The organism is Thermoactinomyces sp. CICC 10523 (assembly GCF_016055105.1).
In the GTDB taxonomy this organism is placed as follows: Bacteria; Bacillota; Bacilli; order Thermoactinomycetales; family Thermoactinomycetaceae; genus Thermoactinomyces_A; species Thermoactinomyces_A daqus.
In genome coordinates this window covers 17,652-34,178 of sequence record NZ_JAECVX010000018.1, presented here as the reverse complement: position 1 = coordinate 34,178, position 16,527 = coordinate 17,652, and the positions used below count along the sequence as shown (strand labels likewise).

Here is a 16,527-nt window from a genome sequence, read left to right as displayed (position 1 = left end):
GGAAACCGTATGGCTCCAGGAATACACCACCTTCCTGGAAGCCAAAAAAGACATCGACCGCTACATCCGGTTCTACAATGCAGAACGGCCACACTCTGCATTGGGGTACCTGTCTCCAAAGGAGTTCCGTCAACGTTTTACCTCAAATGCGGCTTAAAATGTCTGGACTTTTGGGGTTCATTAAGTTTTAATTTACTTCTTCTTGAGCCAAATGTGTGTTTTAGAGTAAAATGTTCAATCTTGTTCCCTCATTGGACTGAGGGTAAGTCTATTCTTCTTTAACCAAGTCATAAGCATCCCCATAGTTAGTTCTATGCCAGTTGCAACAATGCCGCCGCAGGAAAAATTTCACGTACGAATCCCAAAACCAGCAAGGGGATAAGTACCACACCAGTGATCAAGCCGGTAATATAAGCCGTATTCCAGTGCTATCCTTCATAAAGGAGTCCCGCAGTTTTTTTCACGGATTTACCACGCTAATACATACAAAAAGCAAAAATCTCATTTTTAACAATAAATGTTAAAAATTAGTTAGTGATTTGTTCAAAACCAAATAGCTGAAAAAACTCCTTTCGATATCCTTCTAAATCAGTGATGCTTCTTATATTTCCGTATTTACCTGATCCCATATTTGTTTAACAGATTCCTGTACATCGGTTCGCGTCATCCAAACGTATACGACCTTTATGATCCAACTCTACCGGATATCCAGTGTAAGCTTTTCCCTAAAGAGTCTATCTATGTGTTCAATACAGCTTTCATGTAAGCCTTTCTCTTTCATTACTTTATAAAGGATAGATATATAAAGCGGAACTACAGGAATAGCAGAACTGGATTGAGTAACCACGGCTTTATTGACAAAAACAAAAACTTGCCCACTGATATCTTCTAAATCTTTTCTAAGTTCGTTCGCGGTTTGTTCAAGATGATCTTTTGCTTTCCCGATCGTCCCATCCCGATAGATAGGATGAATTAGTTCAGGGCCAATGTATGAAAAAGCAACAGTAATAGCTCCTTTAGCCAGTACATTTGCTTTTTTTAATGCCAAAATCCACGCTTCCAATCTTCTCCTCCCATTACTTTTACCGTTTGATCGATTTCTTGTTCTGTGGCAGGCTCAACCATTACCTTTGATACTTCTCCGGTATGAAAATCTACTGTTTTAGAGTAGAACGCCTCCCCAATAGGTTTTAAAACCGATTGAAAAACTTCCCCTGTTTCAGGATCGATACGCCTTGAAGCTGCCAGGCTGTAAATAACCAGATCCACTTTCTGTTTGATCAATTCAATCACTTGATCTTTTACTTCATTTGAAAACGCATCTCCATGGACACTTTTGGCATAATAACCCGCTTTCGTTGCAGCCTGCTCAAAGGCTACTGTATTGTACCAACCAATAGAAGCAGTCCGTTTGCCTTTACTGGCTTTTCCGGAAAATACACCTATGGTATCTGCCCCTGCACCAAAAGTCGAAACGATACGAGATGCTAACCCAAATCCTTTAGATGTTCCAATCACTAACACTTTCTTTGGCCCATGAATGCGAGGTTTAGCTTGAATGTACTCGATTTGTTTCTTTACTTGTTGGACACATCATTCTGGATGAGCCTCGAAATCTTGGTTGTATCGTCATTTGTTTAACCTCTCTTATCATTGCATGGATGAATACTATCCAGATAAGATTTGAAAATGGATCAGTCCCCTATAGGAAAACAACACCCGGACGAATCGCCCGGGTTTTTGTTTCAATCACAAGCTATTTTCAAAAGAAAAAACGGCCCATTTTAGATCAAACGATCCTGATTAATTCATTTAAATTATAAATAATATGGTCCGGTTGCTGACCCATACGATCAAACACCACTTTTTTCCGGTTGACCCATGCTGTTTGGAACCCAAAGCTGGATGCGCCTGTAATGTCCCATGTATTCGATGAAAGGAATAAAATGTCTTCGCGTTCGCATTGTAACCGGTCAAGAGCATACGCATAAGCCGCTGGCGAAGGTTTATACTGTTTCACACCATCTACACTCATCAGTTCGCTAAAATAGGGATTGAGATGATGATATTCAACTAATGGTTGGATCATGTTCAGTGTTCCATTAGTCAAAATGGCCAGCTGATAGCGGTTTGCTAACTTTTTGAGTGCGTTCGGTACCTCTTCATAGGGAGACAGGGTTAAATAGGATCTTAGTAATTCCTTCTCCTGATTCTCCGCGAGCGCCACTCCTAATTGCTCGCACGCAAATCGAAGACTATTTTTTGTAATTTCATCGAATGGTCTGTAACGGCCGATAATATGTTGGATGAACGCATACTCCAGTTGCTTTGTTCGCCAAAGCTCGCTGATTTGTTGACCGCGAGTCGGAAACAGTTCCTCACATTTTTGTATGACAGAATGAACGTCGAACAATGTTCCATATGCATCAAAAACAATGACCTTCACGTTTTTTTTACCCATTGAAAGCACTCCTGTTCGTTAAGCTTTAACCCAATTTGGAACCATTTCCACGCCCGCTGCTTTAAGTGTGGTGTAAACCGGGCAACGCAAATCGGTTTTTTCCTGTAGTTCTTTGATTCGTTCTTCAGGTTCGCTTGTTTTTACTTTGGCATGAATCGTTACTCTTTCAAAGTATGGGCGAACATTCGGATCTCCCACTAGCCCAGCTGGGTCAAATTCACCACGGATATCAAATTCGATGCCTTGCAGATCAAAGTTCATTTCTTTGGCAACCATATTTGCAATCACATTCTCGCATCCGGCCAGTGCACTTAACAGGGTGCCAAGCGGATTCGGCCCGGTATCTTGGCCACCCATCACAGGAGGTTCGTCTATAATAATCTCATGATTTTTTGAACGTGCTTTTGTTTGCATGCCTTGAGAAACAGCAGTAATTCTTTCGATATTTTTAGGCATAGTAATTCCTCCTAGCTATCCCAACCTGTATAACAATCAATCTGTACCTACCGGTTGGTACAGAACATAGTGGCTCCAACCAATCCGTACCATCCAAGCCAAAGCCGGTAAGCCCGCCGTCGTCTTGGCGGCCTGTGATACTCTATCTACCTTTTAACCCTTTGCCCATTCCTTTAAGAAAATGAATGCTAAAACTGATGGCACGATTGATGTCCGGATCACTCAACACTTTAACAAGATCAAAGATCCCGACTTTTTTATTCTTTTGTAAATGTTCCCCTGCTTCTTCCATACCGGAAGCAACGCTTTTTAATAATTTTTGGGTAAGTTCAGGGTCTATTTCCGCTAAGGTTCCAGCTGCTCCCATAAGATTATTGATTATGTTAATTACCGGCTTTCGTGTCAATTGACTGACCGTGATTTTCGCAATTTCTTCTTTTGCTTTCAGTATGGCTTGTACTGCTTCGAGAATTCCGCTGTCATGTAATTCCCGAACAAGTTCTAAAGTCTTCTTGAGCGCAGTCTCATTTTCCGCTAGATCAGCTTTCAGCTGGTTTAGCGATTGCTGTTTTTTTTCTTCTTCCGAGAGAACGCGTTTTTTGATAACCGAAATGGGATTAGCCATGATTCCCACCTCCTTACGCTTTATCCACTAAGGATACATAATCAGGACGTTTCCATTTTCGTTCCACTTCAACCCCATTTTGTGGATGACGTTTTTTATATCTTGGGTTGGTAAGAGGGAGCGGAATAGATCCTTCGACATCTAACACTTGCATGCGTACACGGGTCTGTTTATACGCCGGTGTATGGGTACGATGATCCGTCGCAGAACCAGTGAGAAGGTTAATTGCACTTTCATAACTGACCGAGTGCATCGGAAGATATAATTCTTTTCCTTTGACCCGATCAGTTACTAGAACGCGTGCTTTAATCGCCCCAAATGGAGATTCCAAACGGACCAAGGATCCATCTTTCACTTTTCGTTCTTTTGCCAACTCAGGCGAAACCTCGACGAATACGCCCGGCATCTTTGATTGAATTCCCTTGGATTTGTTAGTCAGGTTTCCTTCATGGAAGTGTTCCAATAAACGCCCGTTGTTAATTAATAAATCGTATTCTTCAGGGACTTCATAAGGAGGAATCCAATCCGATAGAGCGAAACGGGCTTTTCCATCCGGAAAATTAAAACGTTCGGTATAGAGAAGCGGAGTATCCGCTCCGTCATCACTTCCCCAACATAAGCTATTCCATCCTTCCAAGCGGTCATATGTCGCTTGAGAATAGAGCGGAACAAGGCTAACCATTTCATCCATGATTTCTTTTGGGCTTGCATAGTTCCAATCCGCACCCAATCGTTTCGCAATCTCCTGGATAATCCACCAGTCCGGTTTCGAATCCCCAAGTGGCTCTAATGCTTGATACAAGCGTTGAATACGACGTTCGGTATTGGTGAAGGTTCCTTCTTTCTCCAGGCTTGGCGAAGCAGGTAAGACCACATCGGCAAACTGAGCCGTTTTAGTCAAGAAGATGTCTTGGACAATCAAAAAGTCTAATTGACTTAGAAGATCATGCACATGGTTGGCATTAGAATCAACCAATGCCATATCTTCTCCCACGATATACATGGCTTTTAATTTGCCTTCCTCAATCGCACGAAGCATTTCAATATTATCCCATCCCGGTTTTTCCGAAATAGGTACACCGTATGCTTTTTCGAATTTTGCACGAGCCACCTCGTCGGTCACATGCTGGTATCCTGGCAACCATCCAGGCAAGGTCCCCATATCACAAGCACCTTGCACATTATTATGGCCGCGAAGCGGATAAGCTCCGGTACCTGGACGCCCATAGTTACCTGTCAGAAGAAGGAGGTTCGAAATGGCTGCAGATGTATCACTTCCACCCGTGTTTTGGGTCACGCCCATTCCCCAAAGAATGCAAGTTCCATCCGTTTCATGAATCATGGTGGCAATTTGAATTAATTTTTCTTTTGAAACACCTGTTACCTCTTCGGCATATTCCAATGTGTATTTTTCAAGGACTTTCTTGAACTCTTCGAAGTAGTGGACCCGTTGTTTAATAAATTGTTCATCATGCCAGCCTTGATCAATGATGTATTTGGCTACCGCATAGAGCCATACCTGATCTGTCCCTTGTTTCGGACTGATAAACAGATCGGAACGTTCTGCCAGTTCATGTTTGCGTAGGTCAGCAACGATCAATTTTTGACCATGCAACTTATGCGCACGTTTGATGCGTGTAGCCAAAACAGGATGACCTTCGGTAGGGTTTGCCCCAACGATAATCACAAGACCAGCTGAAGCGATATCCTTAATGGTTCCTGAATCCCCACCCATTCCAACTGTACGAAGTAAACCGTCAGTGGCAGGGGATTGACAGTAACGGGAACAGTTATCCACGTTATTGGTTTGGAACACCTGCCGAGCCAATTTTTGCATTAAATAGTTTTCCTCATTGGTAATCTTAGAGGAGGAAATGAATCCAATCGCATTTCCACTATAGGTTTCTTTAATAGAACCTAATTTACTTGCAATCAACTTTAATGCTTCTTCCCAAGTTGATTCCACAAATGCATCGCCTTTGCGAATTAAAGGTTTTGTTAAGCGTTCTTCGCTATTGGCGAAATCCCATCCGAATTTTCCTTTGACACAAGTCGAAATTCCATTTACCGGCCCATCGGAGGTGGGTTGAATTTTTAAGATTTTACGCCCTTTGGTCCATACTTCAAAAGAGCAACCTACGCCGCAGAACGTACAAACGGTTTTCGTTTTCTTGATTCGTGTCTCGCGCATCGCGGCTTCCATTTCCGAAATCGCAAAAATACTGCTATACCCGGGTTCGACTTTTTTAACCAAGTCAATCATGGGATTTAACAGATCTTTGTCGATTCCGGTCATAAATCCGGCTTCGCCCAGCATGGATTTTTCCATTAACGCATTACATGGACAAACCGTCACACATTGTCCGCAACTTACGCAGGAAGAATCGTTGATTGCCACTCCATCATCCCAAATAACACGTGGACGATCTGCCTCCCAATCAATGGACAGGGTCTCGTTGACCTGAAGGTTTTGACACACTTCCACACATTGACCACACGCAATACATTGATTGGGATCGTAACGGTAAAATGGGTGTGACATATCCACTTCATCTGGACCGGCCTTAGGTTTATACGGATATTTTTGGTGTTCGATTCCCATCAACATCGCTGTATTGTGCAACTTGCAATTTCCATTGTTATTATCGCACACGGTGCAGTAGAGAAGGTGATTTTCCAAAAGTCTGTCCATCGCTTCAGTTTGTGCTGCCTTGGCGCGTTCGGAAGATAATTGAATATTCATTCCGGGAGCTACTTTGGTTGAACAGGATCTTACCAACTTCCCATCCACTTCCACGATACAGGTATCGCACGTTTGAATGGGGTCTACTTCAGGTACATAACATACTTGCGGATGCGGGATACCGTTTTGATTGATCACCTCAAGAATGGTTGAACCCGCTTTGACTTCGTATTTTTTTCCGTCTATGGTAATCGGAATGAAGTTATTACTCATGGTTGATACTCCTTTTTTAAAATAAAAAACTCCACCACGAACAGACGCATGCCCTATTCGGCATCCATATGTTCATGGTGGAGTAGTAAATAAGCATATTTATACTTATTTACCAATCCGCCAGCCTCAAAATTAGAGACATTAACGGCAAGCAGAACTCAATACTTGCGCGTTACTGCCTTGAAATATTTACAGAATGATTATAACTCTGTATCGAAAATCATTTCAATATTGCGGAATGGTGAACTACATCGCCATTGAAATGGCGAGCTTCTCGCTTCATCGAGGCGACTCACGCCGTTCTCTCCACAAAGGCACGTCCCATGCCTGTTTCTGTTTAGTTTTACGTGTTTTCGCACTTCATGATTGGATTATACAAAAAATTGTTGCTCTAAGAGCATCCCCGCAAGGGGTATACCGAGCAACGCTCGCTTTTATCTACCCCATTGAAATGGGGAGGAATCTCGCTCACTCGCTCACAATCCTAAATTCCCAGTTTTAATTCTTTAGTATAATGATTTTGTGCAATAAAATAAAGATCCAAATTCAGTTTAGGAGAATGATGGAGATGAAGAAAGAAGGAGCGTTCAATGAAATCATTCGAAAAGTACGGAAGGATTTATTTGGAAAAGGTCCCGAACGAATCCAAACCACGTTTGTTAATAATATGGCCATTACGATCCTACACGGGAATTTAACACCAACAGAAAAATTTATTGCACGTACGACCGAGGGCAAAGAAATGGTTCATACGGCTCGAACTAAAATGATTCAAGAAGTATATACCACCAATTTCCATAAAGAATTGGAGAAATTGATTGGTTCGAAGCTTATTTATCTCTTTTCAGATATTAAAGTGGAAGAAGACATAGCGGTTTCCGTTTTTATTTTTGAAAATAAAATTCATAGTTGAGAGTTTGGGAAATCCAGACGTGGGAACTACCATCGCGACTAAAATGGGAAATGGCGGTTTTGCAGAAACGGAAATCACGAAAGGAATCTGCGGCTAAAAAAACAATGGAAAAGGCCAGATGAATAGCAAATGGAACTAAAAAAACGGCAATAGCGGGGAACCTCGGGGTAGGAATGGCCAGTTTTTCACCAAAAACAAGCCAAGCCCCTTTTCCGGAAATTTTCGGGAAAGGGGCTTGGTTCATTCGGTTCATCTCTCAGGCTCTTCGATTCTCCTCAATGCCCGTTCATATTCCTTCGGCGTATTCACGTTCATCGCAAACTGGAGTGAAAGTCCTTGCCTTGCAAAAAAAGTTTCGTCTACGTATCGGCAACGGATCGCTTCCAAGAAGCCATTTACCTGGCGCACTCCTTTTTTAAGCAGTTCGCGAATGATTTCCGCGCTGGTCTTGTCATATACGGCATGAAGTGGTTGCCGTTTCCCTTCCACAACGGGAACAACTGCCTCAACTGATTGGCTTGTCCGGCACTCCACCAAACGCTGTGCGACTCGCCCGCAAATGAAAGGCATATCACATCCGACCACCCAAACATCGGGATAAGAGGCCTTTGAAAAAGCCGATGCCATACCACCGAGCGGTCCCATACCCGGCCAGTCATCCGAGATAATCCGAATTCCCTCTTTTGCATAAGGAACAAATCGCCCAGGCTGATTTGTCACCACCCAAATCTCCTCACAAACCTGTTTCATTTCCTGCAATTGTCGCTTTAAGAGAGGCTCCCCGCCAAACGGCAACAACGCTTTCACCTGTCCATTCATCCGTCGGTTTTGCCCGCCTGCCAAAATGACCCCTGTCAACAAAACTGCTTCACCCCCTAACTGCTTTCCCCGTTTTCCCCCGGCCAATCCTGCAACAAAATATCAAGCATATGACAATCTTACAATGGACTATTTTTTCCACCCCTAGAAGCATTGTGAAAAAGTTTTAGAAACAAACAACCAAAGACGAATTTTACAAATATTGATAGAACCTATTTCAATTACAGGATGGTATAAAGGTTATTCATCGGGGCATAGTGTTCTCTTTGCTTCAGGCTCCTTTGTAGCAAAGGTCGCTACAGAGAAGCACCACGTCCCTTTAGCTGAGTTTTGAAATAACTTTAGCCAAATATTGTATAGGGATGGAAAGATTTTTGAAAGTAAGTGGCCTTTTGCCGCCAGCGATGTACATGGCCATCGAATCGGCCAAGATCCGCACTCCCTTTTGTGGGTCGTTTGTTCCGCGGCACAACGGTCTTTACAATGAGCTCTTAACCACTTCTTTGTCAACCATTAAAACAACATCGCCACTAATAAATTGATTTTATTTTCATTTATGGGTTAATGTATAAATGGTGTCTTTTAAAAGATTTATTCCAGTCCCATTTTATAAAAAGGCCCCGGGGCTGTCATGCCCCACAAAATAAAAAAACCGCTACGTCCAAGAGGTGATTAAACATAAAACGGCAAGGCCAAGGCCGTTTTATGGATCAGCTCTTTTTGTTTTTCGAGTATGAAAGAACCATTTTCTTTTTTGGAGGGAAATCATGCTAACACACTTCAATGAACAACAGCGCGCCAAAATGGTCGATGTCTCTGAAAAAGAACCGACCCGACGCATCGCGGTCGCCAAAAGCAGAGTCGTCATGAAACCGGATACTCTAAAAGCGATCGAACAAGGAAAAATGGCCAAAGGTGATGTTTTGGCCGTTGCACAAGTGGCGGGGATCATGGCTGCCAAAAAAACCGCCCAGTTGATCCCGATGTGCCATCCCATTTTCACCACAGGGGTAGACCTGCACTTTTCCACCGTCAGTAATGATACAATCGAAATTACAGCGACGGTCAAAACGGTCGGCGTCACCGGAGTCGAAATGGAAGCTTTGACAGCGGCGAGTTTCGCAGCATTGACCATCTACGACATGTGTAAAGCCATCGACCCTAACATGATCATCGGGCCAACATATTTGGCAGAAAAAAGCGGAGGCAAAAGCGGCCATTTTCGTTTTGACGGACAGAAGGAGGACAAAGGATGCATGTGAAAGTGGGAATTGTCACAGTCAGTGATCGTTCTGCCAAAGGTGAACAAGAAGATGCCAGTGGGGAGTTGCTCAAAAGATTGTGCCCAAAATGGGATATCGTCGCATATCGAATCATCCCCGACGAACAGGACCAAATTGAAGAAACGCTCAAAACGCTGGCCGACAAAACAGGGTGCCACCTGATCCTCACCACGGGCGGAACCGGTTTTGCCCCGCGTGATGTCACCCCCGAAGCCACGAAATCCGTTATTGACAAAGAAGCTCCCGGGCTATGTGAAGCGATGCGCGCGGCCACGCTCAAGTTTACGAAATATGCTATCTTGTCCCGCGCGGTTGCCGGCATCCGCAATCAAACATTGATTATCAATCTTCCCGGGAGTCCCAAAGGAGTGGAACAATGTTTTGCGGTGATTGAAGATATTTTGCCCCACGCTTTGGCGCTAATTTCCGAAGATCCACAGCACTGAAACGAAACGGGAGGGAAATCCATGAGTTTTCAACGAGAAATCATCAAAGTGGCAGAGGCTCGAAAGCGGATCATGCCACACATTCGCGTCAAAAACACCGAAAGGGTCCCACTGTTTAAAAGTCACGGGCGCCATTTGGCCGAAGAAATTCGCGCGAATACCCATCTACCCCCTTTCCGTCGCTCTGGTATGGACGGTTATGCCGTTCAAACCTCCTCAACCAAAGGAGCCAGTAAAGAAAAACCTGTTTGGCTTGAAGTGCTGGAATCCATCCCTTGTGGTCATGTTCCCAAACATGAGACGCGTCCGGGTACGGCCTCCCGTATTATGACTGGCGCCGCCGTTCCAGACGGTGCAGATGCTGTTGTCATGTTGGAAATGACACAAACCATTGACAAAGAGGGAAAAACCTATGTCGGTGTGCAAAGAGAAGTCAGTCCCGGCAGCAACATTGCCTCTATCGGAGAAGAAGTAACCCAAGGCACTCTGCTGTTGGAAAAAGGAAGAAAAATCGGCGCAGGTGAAGTGGCACTCCTCGCCACATTTGGTCACGCGGAGGTAGAGGTCTTCAAGCAGCCCACTGTAGCCATATTCGCCACAGGGTCTGAATTGCTCGATGTGTCGGCCCCGTTAGAGCCGGGTAAAATCCGTAACAGCAACGGTTTCATGCTGTACAGCCAAGTGATGGATGCCGGCGCGCTCCCCCATCTTAAGGGAATTTTGCCGGATGATGCGGAAAAGGCGCGTACTGCCATTTTACAGGCGATGGAAGTGTATGATCTGGTCATTACGACTGGTGGCGTATCCGTTGGCGATTATGACATTCTGGTCGATTTCTTTTCACGTTGGGACGGACAAATGCTTTTTAACAAATTGGCGATGCGTCCCGGGAGCCCCACCACCGTTGGTGTTTTCAAAAACAAATTCCTGTTTTCCCTGTCCGGAAACCCCGGGGCTTGCTTTGTCGGATTTGAATTGTTCGTCCGTCCGGTTTTGTTAGGAATGATGGGCAAAACCCCTCCCGATCTGTCTGTCTTTACCGCTATCATGGCAGAAAACTTTCACAAACCTTCACCCTTTGAACGATTTGTCCGCGGTATCTATTCAATCAAAGAAGGCAAAGTGTTCGTCCGGCCCGCCGGAATGGAGAAGTCCAGCATCACTTTAACGATCCGGGATGCCAACTGCCTCATCATCGTGCCTTCCGGAGGCCGTGGGGTACAAAAAGGGGATTTGGTTCGGGCGATCATGTTGAAAAAATGGGAGTGATGATGTGCGCCCAAAAGTTTTGCAAATCGTCGGCTACAAAAATTCAGGTAAAACCGCACTCGTTTGCCGTTTAATCTCAGAACTCTCCCGGTTCGACCTTCGCGTCGGAACCATCAAACATGACGGCGCGCATGATTTCACGCTCGATCACCCCGGAACGGACACATGGAAACACAGCCAAGCGGGCGCGCATACCATTGCCATTACCTCCCGGCAAAAAACCGCTTGGATTCGCCGACAACCCACTACGCTCGAGATGCTGATCGCCGCCATGTCAGACATGGATATCGTTTTGGTGGAAGGGTTTAAACGGGAGCCATACCCTAAAGTCGTTTTACTCAAAAACGAAGCAGAGCTCGAGTTGATTCACCAGGTTTCAAACATCGTGGCGATTCTTTCCCGGTTTTCACCCCCGTCACTTCCCTATCCAGTTTGGACGACGCAACAGGTCGAAGGTTTGCTGGAATTTTTGCTTAAAACGATGGGAGTTGATCACAATGAAAAACTTTGCGGTGACTCATGAAAAAATTGAGCTCACCCCTTTAATCGATTGGGTCAAAGACCGAAATTGCGGAGCCATCAGCACGTTCATGGGAACGGTGCGCGAACTGACCGGAGAAAGAAGGACGCTCTATCTGGAGTACGAAGCGTATCATGAGATGGCCGAAAAACTTTTGCGACAACTCGGCAATGAAGTAACCGAAAAATTTGCCTGCACCAAGGTCGCGATTGTTCACCGGGTGGGACGGTTGGAAATCGGTGATGTTGCGGTCGCCATCGCCGTTTCCGCCCCGCACCGTGACGCCGCCTTCAAAGGTTGCCGTTATGCCATTGAAAAAATTAAAGCGACGGTTCCCATCTGGAAAAAAGAAGTTGGTGAAGACGGTTCATATTGGGTGGACCATCCAACCGCGCAAAAAGGGGGATCGGCATGAGCGGAAAACTCTGTATCCTCTGTTTTGCCAACATTGGCGAAAAGTTGGGGAGATGGGTGGAAGTTCCCACAGACGAGAGTTTGTCTGTCTCTGAACTGCGCCAGCTGTTGGTGGAACGTTATCCGGAATATAGCTACTTGATTCGAACCTGCATGATTGCGGTCAACCGCGAGTATGCAGGCGAAAATACACAGGTGCAGGCGGAAGATGAGGTGGCGCTGATCCCGTTTGTCAGCGGTGGCTAAACAACCCAAGCGAAAGGGGATTTTTTCAATGAAACCCATTTTGGATTCCCTAGGACGTCCCTTGCGGGATTTACGTATCTCCGTGACGGACCGTTGCAACTTCCGTTGCCGGTACTGCATGCCGGAAGAACTGTTCGGTCCCTATCATGCCTTTTTACCGGCTTCCCAGTTGCTCCGCTATGAGGAAATCGAGCGGCTGGTTCGTATTTTTGCCAGGTTGGGCGTGAACAAAGTCCGTATCACCGGGGGCGAACCTCTGCTAAGACGGGAGCTCTCGAAACTTATTCGCATGATCTCCTCCATCGACGCCATTGAAGACATTGCGCTGACCACTAATGGCATTTATTTGAAACGATATGCCTATGACCTGAAACAAGCCGGACTCAAGCGGGTCAACGTTAGTCTCGATACCCTTGATGACCGAACCTTTTCCTTGCTCAATTCGCGCAAATATAAAGTCAGTCAGGTCCTGGAAGGAATCGAAGCGGCGGCAAAAGCGGGACTCCAAGTGAAAATCAATATGGTCGTGATCAAAGGGATCAACGATCACGAGATCGTAAAAGTTGCCCGCCATTTCCGCGAACAAGGACATATAGTTCGCTTTATCGAATATATGGATGTCGGAAACAGCAATGACTGGGACCCGAAACAAGTCGTTTCCAAACAAGAGATTCTAAACCGCATTCAGGCCGAAATGCCGGTGGCCGAAGAAAAACTCCACACCTTGGGTGAAGTGGCCACCCGTTTTCACTATCAAGGATCCCAGGCGGAGTTCGGTATCATTCCTTCCATCACGGAACCGTTTTGTTCCACCTGTACCCGCTTGCGCCTGTCGTCGGACGGCTTTCTTTACACGTGCCTGTTCGCCACTGCCGGGCATAATCTTCGCGACTACCTTCGTTCAGCTGCTTCGGATGAAAAAATCGAAGCCTTCATCCGGAAAATCTGGCAAGAGCGCCAAGACCGTTACTCAGAGAAACGCTCACACCAACCTGCCGACAAACGCGCCAAAAAAATTGAAATGTCCTATATCGGCGGTTAAAAAAAAGCCGGACACACGGAACTGGTATTAACCCTGTCAAGTAGACTATGTAAATAAAGCCCGAGTATTTATGCGGCGATCGCTTCCCGGTATTCGACCGGGGAACGATCGCCAAGTCGCTTTTGGGAGCATTCATGGTTATAGAACGTAATTTACTGATCAATAGCTCGATACAACTCATCAAGGGTTTCCGGACATTGAAGGAGTAACATCTCCGACTTAAGATGGGAAAAGAACGATTCGATACAAGCATTATCTAGGCAGTTCCCTTTACGCGAATGGCTCCCAACCATTCCTAGTTGCTCGAGTTTCTTGCTATACTGCCGGGAAGTGTACTGGAAACCTTGATCTGAATGAATCAGGGTTTTCACCACTTCTCTGTTTTCACATGCTTTCTCCAATGTTTTCATGACCAATGACAGATCATTCCGTTTCGAGACGTGATAAGCGATGATTTCATTATTGTATAAATCCTGAATCGCAGATAGATATACGAAGCCACCGTTGATCGGCAGATAAGTAACATCCGTCACCCATTTCTTGTTCAGCGCTGCTGCGCTGAACTTTCGATTCAAACGGTTTGGAAATACAACAGACTGCTGCTTTCCAAAGAAACGCCTCTTTTTACGGATCACAGAACGGATTCCCAGCTCCTTCATTAGTCGATAAACGCGTTTGTGATTGACAAGGAAACCTTCCTTTCGGAGAGCAACTGTCATCCGTAAATAGCCGTAGTAGGGGTGAAGACGATGAATGGCCATGATATGATCTTTTAAGATGTGTTCCTGTTGAGCGTGGTGGCTGGCCCGCTCACGAGCCTTTCGCCACTTGTAGTAACCAGCTCGCGAGACCTCGGCGATCTCTAATAGACACGTCAATCTATATTTGCCGCGTAATGATTCAAGGATTTCGAAACGAGCCTTTTTTGTAACTACTCCTATCCGTGAAGATTGGGATACTGCTTTTTTAGGTACTCCACCTCTGCTTTCAGATAGGCCAATTCTTCCTCAATGCTTGCAAATTTGGTTTTTGGTCGACCGTTTCTCCGTGCTTTCTTGCACAAACTAATCTGACGTTTATCCCCCAGAGATTCTCCGTTCTTATACTTTTTAACCCATTGCTTGATTTGTGTGCTTGAGGGAACTCCCATCTGATCTGCGACAGATTGGTAACTAAGTTCTTCCTCCAGATAAAGTCGAACTGCCTTCAATTTGAATTCAAGTGTATAATTACGAAATTTTTGACCCTTAATAGCCATAAAAAATCCCCTCCGGTCGTCTGTGTGTCCATTTTACCAGATGGGCTTTTTTCACACAGTCAACCTTTAGGGGATAATACCAAACTCTTCTCCGATTGCCTCCGGCTTTTTGAATTTAGAACTTGGTTCAAAATGTCTTAACATACATACCCATACTCGTTTTCCCTGCTCTCTGATCCCAGGCGCTTCCGCTGACCCTGCGGCGGCAAAGGCCACTTGTTTTCAAAAACCTTTCCATCCTTCAAAACTCAGCTGAGGGGCGTGGTAATAATTCTGTTTTTCCACATATCTTGAATCCTTACATAGCTAAGTCTCTTGTAACTCGACCTTTGTTTCCTTATTTTACATAATATGCTATAATAATTTCTTACAGAACGAAAATGAACTCATCTCAACCAATGTCATCGTTTTCACGAAAGCGAGGGATCAATCGTGCTCATCTCCACCCGCCAACGGGTCATCAAATGCCAAGATTCCGTCGTTCACCATACGGAAGATGAGGTTGCCGTCGAGTACCCGCTTACTATCATGCTCAATGGGGAAGAATTTGCCACCATCGTTTGTAGTCCCTCCGACTTGGAGGAGCTGGTTCTTGGCTTTCTCGCCGCGGAAGGCGCAATCCGTTCCGCCGCGGAAGTAAAGTCTCTCGAGGTTGATCAAAAAAGAGGCTTTGCTTATGTGGAAACGGCAAATCCCCAAACGCTATCAAAAGAATATTATTCCAAACGATGGCTCGGTTCCTGTTGCGGCAAAAGCAGGCAATCCTTCTATTTTTATAATGACGCCAAAACAGCCAAAACCGTGACAAGCCAGGCAAAGATATCCATTTCCGAATGCTATCGCCTGATGGAAATGTTGCAGGAAAAATCATCCTCTTTCCGCCAGACCGGCGGTGTCCACAATGCCGCCCTGTGCGAACAGGGGAAAATTATCGCTCTTCGCACGGATATCGGCCGTCATAATACATTGGACAAGCTATATGGATTTTGGTTGCGCCATCCTTTTCCATTATCTGATAAACTGATTGCCTTCAGCGGACGCATCTCTTCTGAAGTCTTGCTCAAAGTCGCCAAAATGGGGGTCGGCATCCTCCTTTCCAAATCAGCTCCCACCGATCTGGCTCTTAACCTGGCGGACGAATTGGGAATCACGACGGTCGGCTTCATACGCCGTCAGCAAGGCAACATTTATACCCACCCAGAACGAATTTTGCCGACTTGATATGAGGCATGAATAGACCATACGATAATGATCAAAAAGCGGAAAAAAACCCTTTGGATGCACGTAAGCTGCGCATTCGAGAGTTCGGAGGTACAATGAAGCCCCAACTCTTCCCGTCGAAGGCGCACCTGCGGAAGCTCCATTATGAGTTCACCTCCATCAAGCGCTCATATACGTCGAGAGAGCGTACCTCCACCTCCGGAATCTACCATGCGCGGAGGCGAGGGACTGAAAGTCCTTGTGCATAAGTAAGACCAGCGTATTGGTTTGGGCAATGAACGACAGTTTGGATCGGGAAACCTTCTCGTGGCAAGCCGTTCGCTCTTTCCCAATCCAAATCTCGACTTTTCCATCCCGCCTCCCAAATGGTCGTCTCCCGACTGCTGTAGTCGATGCAAGGTGCTCCTTTTACCGCATTTTCCACGTCAGAACTTTCTTTTGTTAAACCTGAACCGACCAAGGTCGTATTACCCGTCGTTTTTTCATTGATGCCGCAAGGGAGTCGTGAACAAAATGGGCCCATCTACTTGCTTCACAATGTATTTTAAGAAGGCTAGGATTGCACTTTTTTCTTAGCTTGATGGGCATGTGGTATTAC

At 45.4% G+C, this 16,527-nt stretch carries 17 protein-coding genes and 2 pseudogenes; 10 read left to right on the top strand and 9 right to left on the bottom strand.

Annotation, left to right across the window (positions count from 1 at the left end):
• Nucleotides 1-157 (top strand): integrase core domain-containing protein (locus I8U19_RS17800; RefSeq protein WP_198056521.1); only part of this gene is annotated, 157 nt, incomplete at its 5' end.
• 370 nt (nucleotides 158-527) lie between these two features.
• Here the strand turns inward: I8U19_RS17800 and I8U19_RS17795 are convergent.
• The 6 genes and pseudogenes from I8U19_RS17795 to fdhF all read right to left on the bottom strand — a co-directional run bounded on the left by I8U19_RS17795 (nucleotide 528) and on the right by fdhF (nucleotide 6,498).
• Nucleotides 528-629 (bottom strand): hypothetical protein, encoded by a 102-nt coding sequence (locus I8U19_RS17795; protein ID WP_370589807.1) that lies wholly within the window; start codon nucleotides 627-629, stop codon nucleotides 528-530.
• Nucleotides 630-697: 68 nt separating this feature from the next.
• Nucleotides 698-1,542 (bottom strand): annotated as a pseudogene (gene fabV, locus I8U19_RS16315) (enoyl-ACP reductase FabV).
• Between the two features lie 247 nt (nucleotides 1,543-1,789).
• Nucleotides 1,790-2,461 carry a haloacid dehalogenase type II gene (locus I8U19_RS16310; protein ID WP_198056520.1) on the bottom strand — a complete coding sequence of 224 codons (672 nt, stop codon included), beginning with the start codon at nucleotides 2,459-2,461 and terminating at the stop codon, nucleotides 1,790-1,792.
• Between the two features lie 18 nt (nucleotides 2,462-2,479).
• Nucleotides 2,480-2,917, bottom strand: coding sequence for an OsmC family protein (locus I8U19_RS16305; RefSeq protein ID WP_198056519.1), 438 nt, complete (start codon nucleotides 2,915-2,917; stop codon nucleotides 2,480-2,482).
• A 142-nt stretch (nucleotides 2,918-3,059) separates the two neighbouring features.
• Nucleotides 3,060-3,542 (bottom strand): helical membrane plugin domain-containing protein, encoded by a 483-nt coding sequence (locus I8U19_RS16300; RefSeq protein ID WP_198056518.1) that lies wholly within the window; start codon nucleotides 3,540-3,542, stop codon nucleotides 3,060-3,062.
• A gap of 13 nt (nucleotides 3,543-3,555) precedes the next feature.
• Nucleotides 3,556-6,498, bottom strand: a complete 2,943-nt coding sequence (gene fdhF / locus I8U19_RS16295; RefSeq protein ID WP_198056517.1) for a formate dehydrogenase subunit alpha — start codon at nucleotides 6,496-6,498, stop codon at nucleotides 3,556-3,558.
• Between the two features lie 568 nt (nucleotides 6,499-7,066).
• Here fdhF and I8U19_RS16290 point away from each other — a divergent pair.
• Entirely contained in the window at nucleotides 7,067-7,411 is a 345-nt protein-coding gene (locus I8U19_RS16290; RefSeq protein WP_198056516.1) for a Na-translocating system protein MpsC family protein, read from the top strand.
• Here the strand turns inward: I8U19_RS16290 and I8U19_RS16285 are convergent.
• The gene (locus tag I8U19_RS16285) at nucleotides 7,383-7,664 is read right to left on the bottom strand and encodes a hypothetical protein (protein WP_198056515.1); all 282 of its coding nucleotides are present in this window, start codon (nucleotides 7,662-7,664) and stop codon (nucleotides 7,383-7,385) included. The two genes, I8U19_RS16290 and I8U19_RS16285, sit on opposite strands and share 29 nt — an antisense overlap.
• Nucleotides 7,661-8,272, bottom strand: coding sequence for a molybdenum cofactor guanylyltransferase (gene mobA / locus I8U19_RS16280; RefSeq protein ID WP_198056514.1), 612 nt, complete (start codon nucleotides 8,270-8,272; stop codon nucleotides 7,661-7,663). The genes I8U19_RS16285 and mobA overlap by 4 nt, the downstream gene beginning before the upstream one ends.
• 725 nt (nucleotides 8,273-8,997) lie before the next feature.
• Here mobA and moaC point away from each other — a divergent pair.
• Genes moaC through moaA form a run of 7 tightly spaced genes read left to right on the top strand, consistent with a single transcriptional unit; the run spans nucleotide 8,998 to nucleotide 13,450 of the window.
• Nucleotides 8,998-9,492 carry a cyclic pyranopterin monophosphate synthase MoaC gene (moaC, locus tag I8U19_RS16275; RefSeq protein ID WP_198056513.1) on the top strand — a complete coding sequence of 165 codons (495 nt, stop codon included), beginning with the start codon at nucleotides 8,998-9,000 and terminating at the stop codon, nucleotides 9,490-9,492.
• Entirely contained in the window at nucleotides 9,483-9,959 is a 477-nt protein-coding gene (mog, locus tag I8U19_RS16270; protein ID WP_198056512.1) for a molybdopterin adenylyltransferase, read from the top strand. Before moaC ends, mog begins: the two co-directional genes overlap by 10 nt.
• A gap of 21 nt (nucleotides 9,960-9,980) precedes the next feature.
• A complete protein-coding gene (locus I8U19_RS16265; RefSeq protein WP_198056511.1) occupies nucleotides 9,981-11,228 on the top strand; it encodes a molybdopterin molybdotransferase MoeA in 1,248 nt (415 codons plus the stop codon).
• 4 nt (nucleotides 11,229-11,232) lie between these two features.
• Complete coding sequence (gene mobB, locus I8U19_RS16260) at nucleotides 11,233-11,751, top strand: molybdopterin-guanine dinucleotide biosynthesis protein B (protein ID WP_198056510.1); 519 nt, start codon at nucleotides 11,233-11,235, stop codon at nucleotides 11,749-11,751.
• Nucleotides 11,726-12,163, top strand: a complete 438-nt coding sequence (locus tag I8U19_RS16255) for a molybdenum cofactor biosynthesis protein MoaE (RefSeq protein ID WP_198056509.1) — start codon at nucleotides 11,726-11,728, stop codon at nucleotides 12,161-12,163. The genes mobB and I8U19_RS16255 overlap by 26 nt, the downstream gene beginning before the upstream one ends.
• Complete coding sequence (locus tag I8U19_RS16250; RefSeq protein WP_198056508.1) at nucleotides 12,160-12,408, top strand: MoaD/ThiS family protein; 249 nt, start codon at nucleotides 12,160-12,162, stop codon at nucleotides 12,406-12,408. Before I8U19_RS16255 ends, I8U19_RS16250 begins: the two co-directional genes overlap by 4 nt.
• Nucleotides 12,409-12,436: 28 nt before the next feature.
• A complete protein-coding gene (moaA, locus tag I8U19_RS16245) occupies nucleotides 12,437-13,450 on the top strand; it encodes a GTP 3',8-cyclase MoaA (RefSeq protein WP_198056507.1) in 1,014 nt (337 codons plus the stop codon).
• A 68-nt stretch (nucleotides 13,451-13,518) separates the two neighbouring features.
• Here moaA and I8U19_RS16240 read toward each other — a convergent pair.
• Nucleotides 13,519-14,708 (bottom strand): annotated as a pseudogene (locus tag I8U19_RS16240) (IS3 family transposase).
• A 432-nt stretch (nucleotides 14,709-15,140) separates the two neighbouring features.
• Between I8U19_RS16240 and fdhD the strand changes: the two are divergent.
• Entirely contained in the window at nucleotides 15,141-15,929 is a 789-nt protein-coding gene (gene fdhD / locus I8U19_RS16235; protein ID WP_198056506.1) for a formate dehydrogenase accessory sulfurtransferase FdhD, read from the top strand.
• The last annotated feature ends 598 nt before the right edge of the window (nucleotides 15,930-16,527 follow it).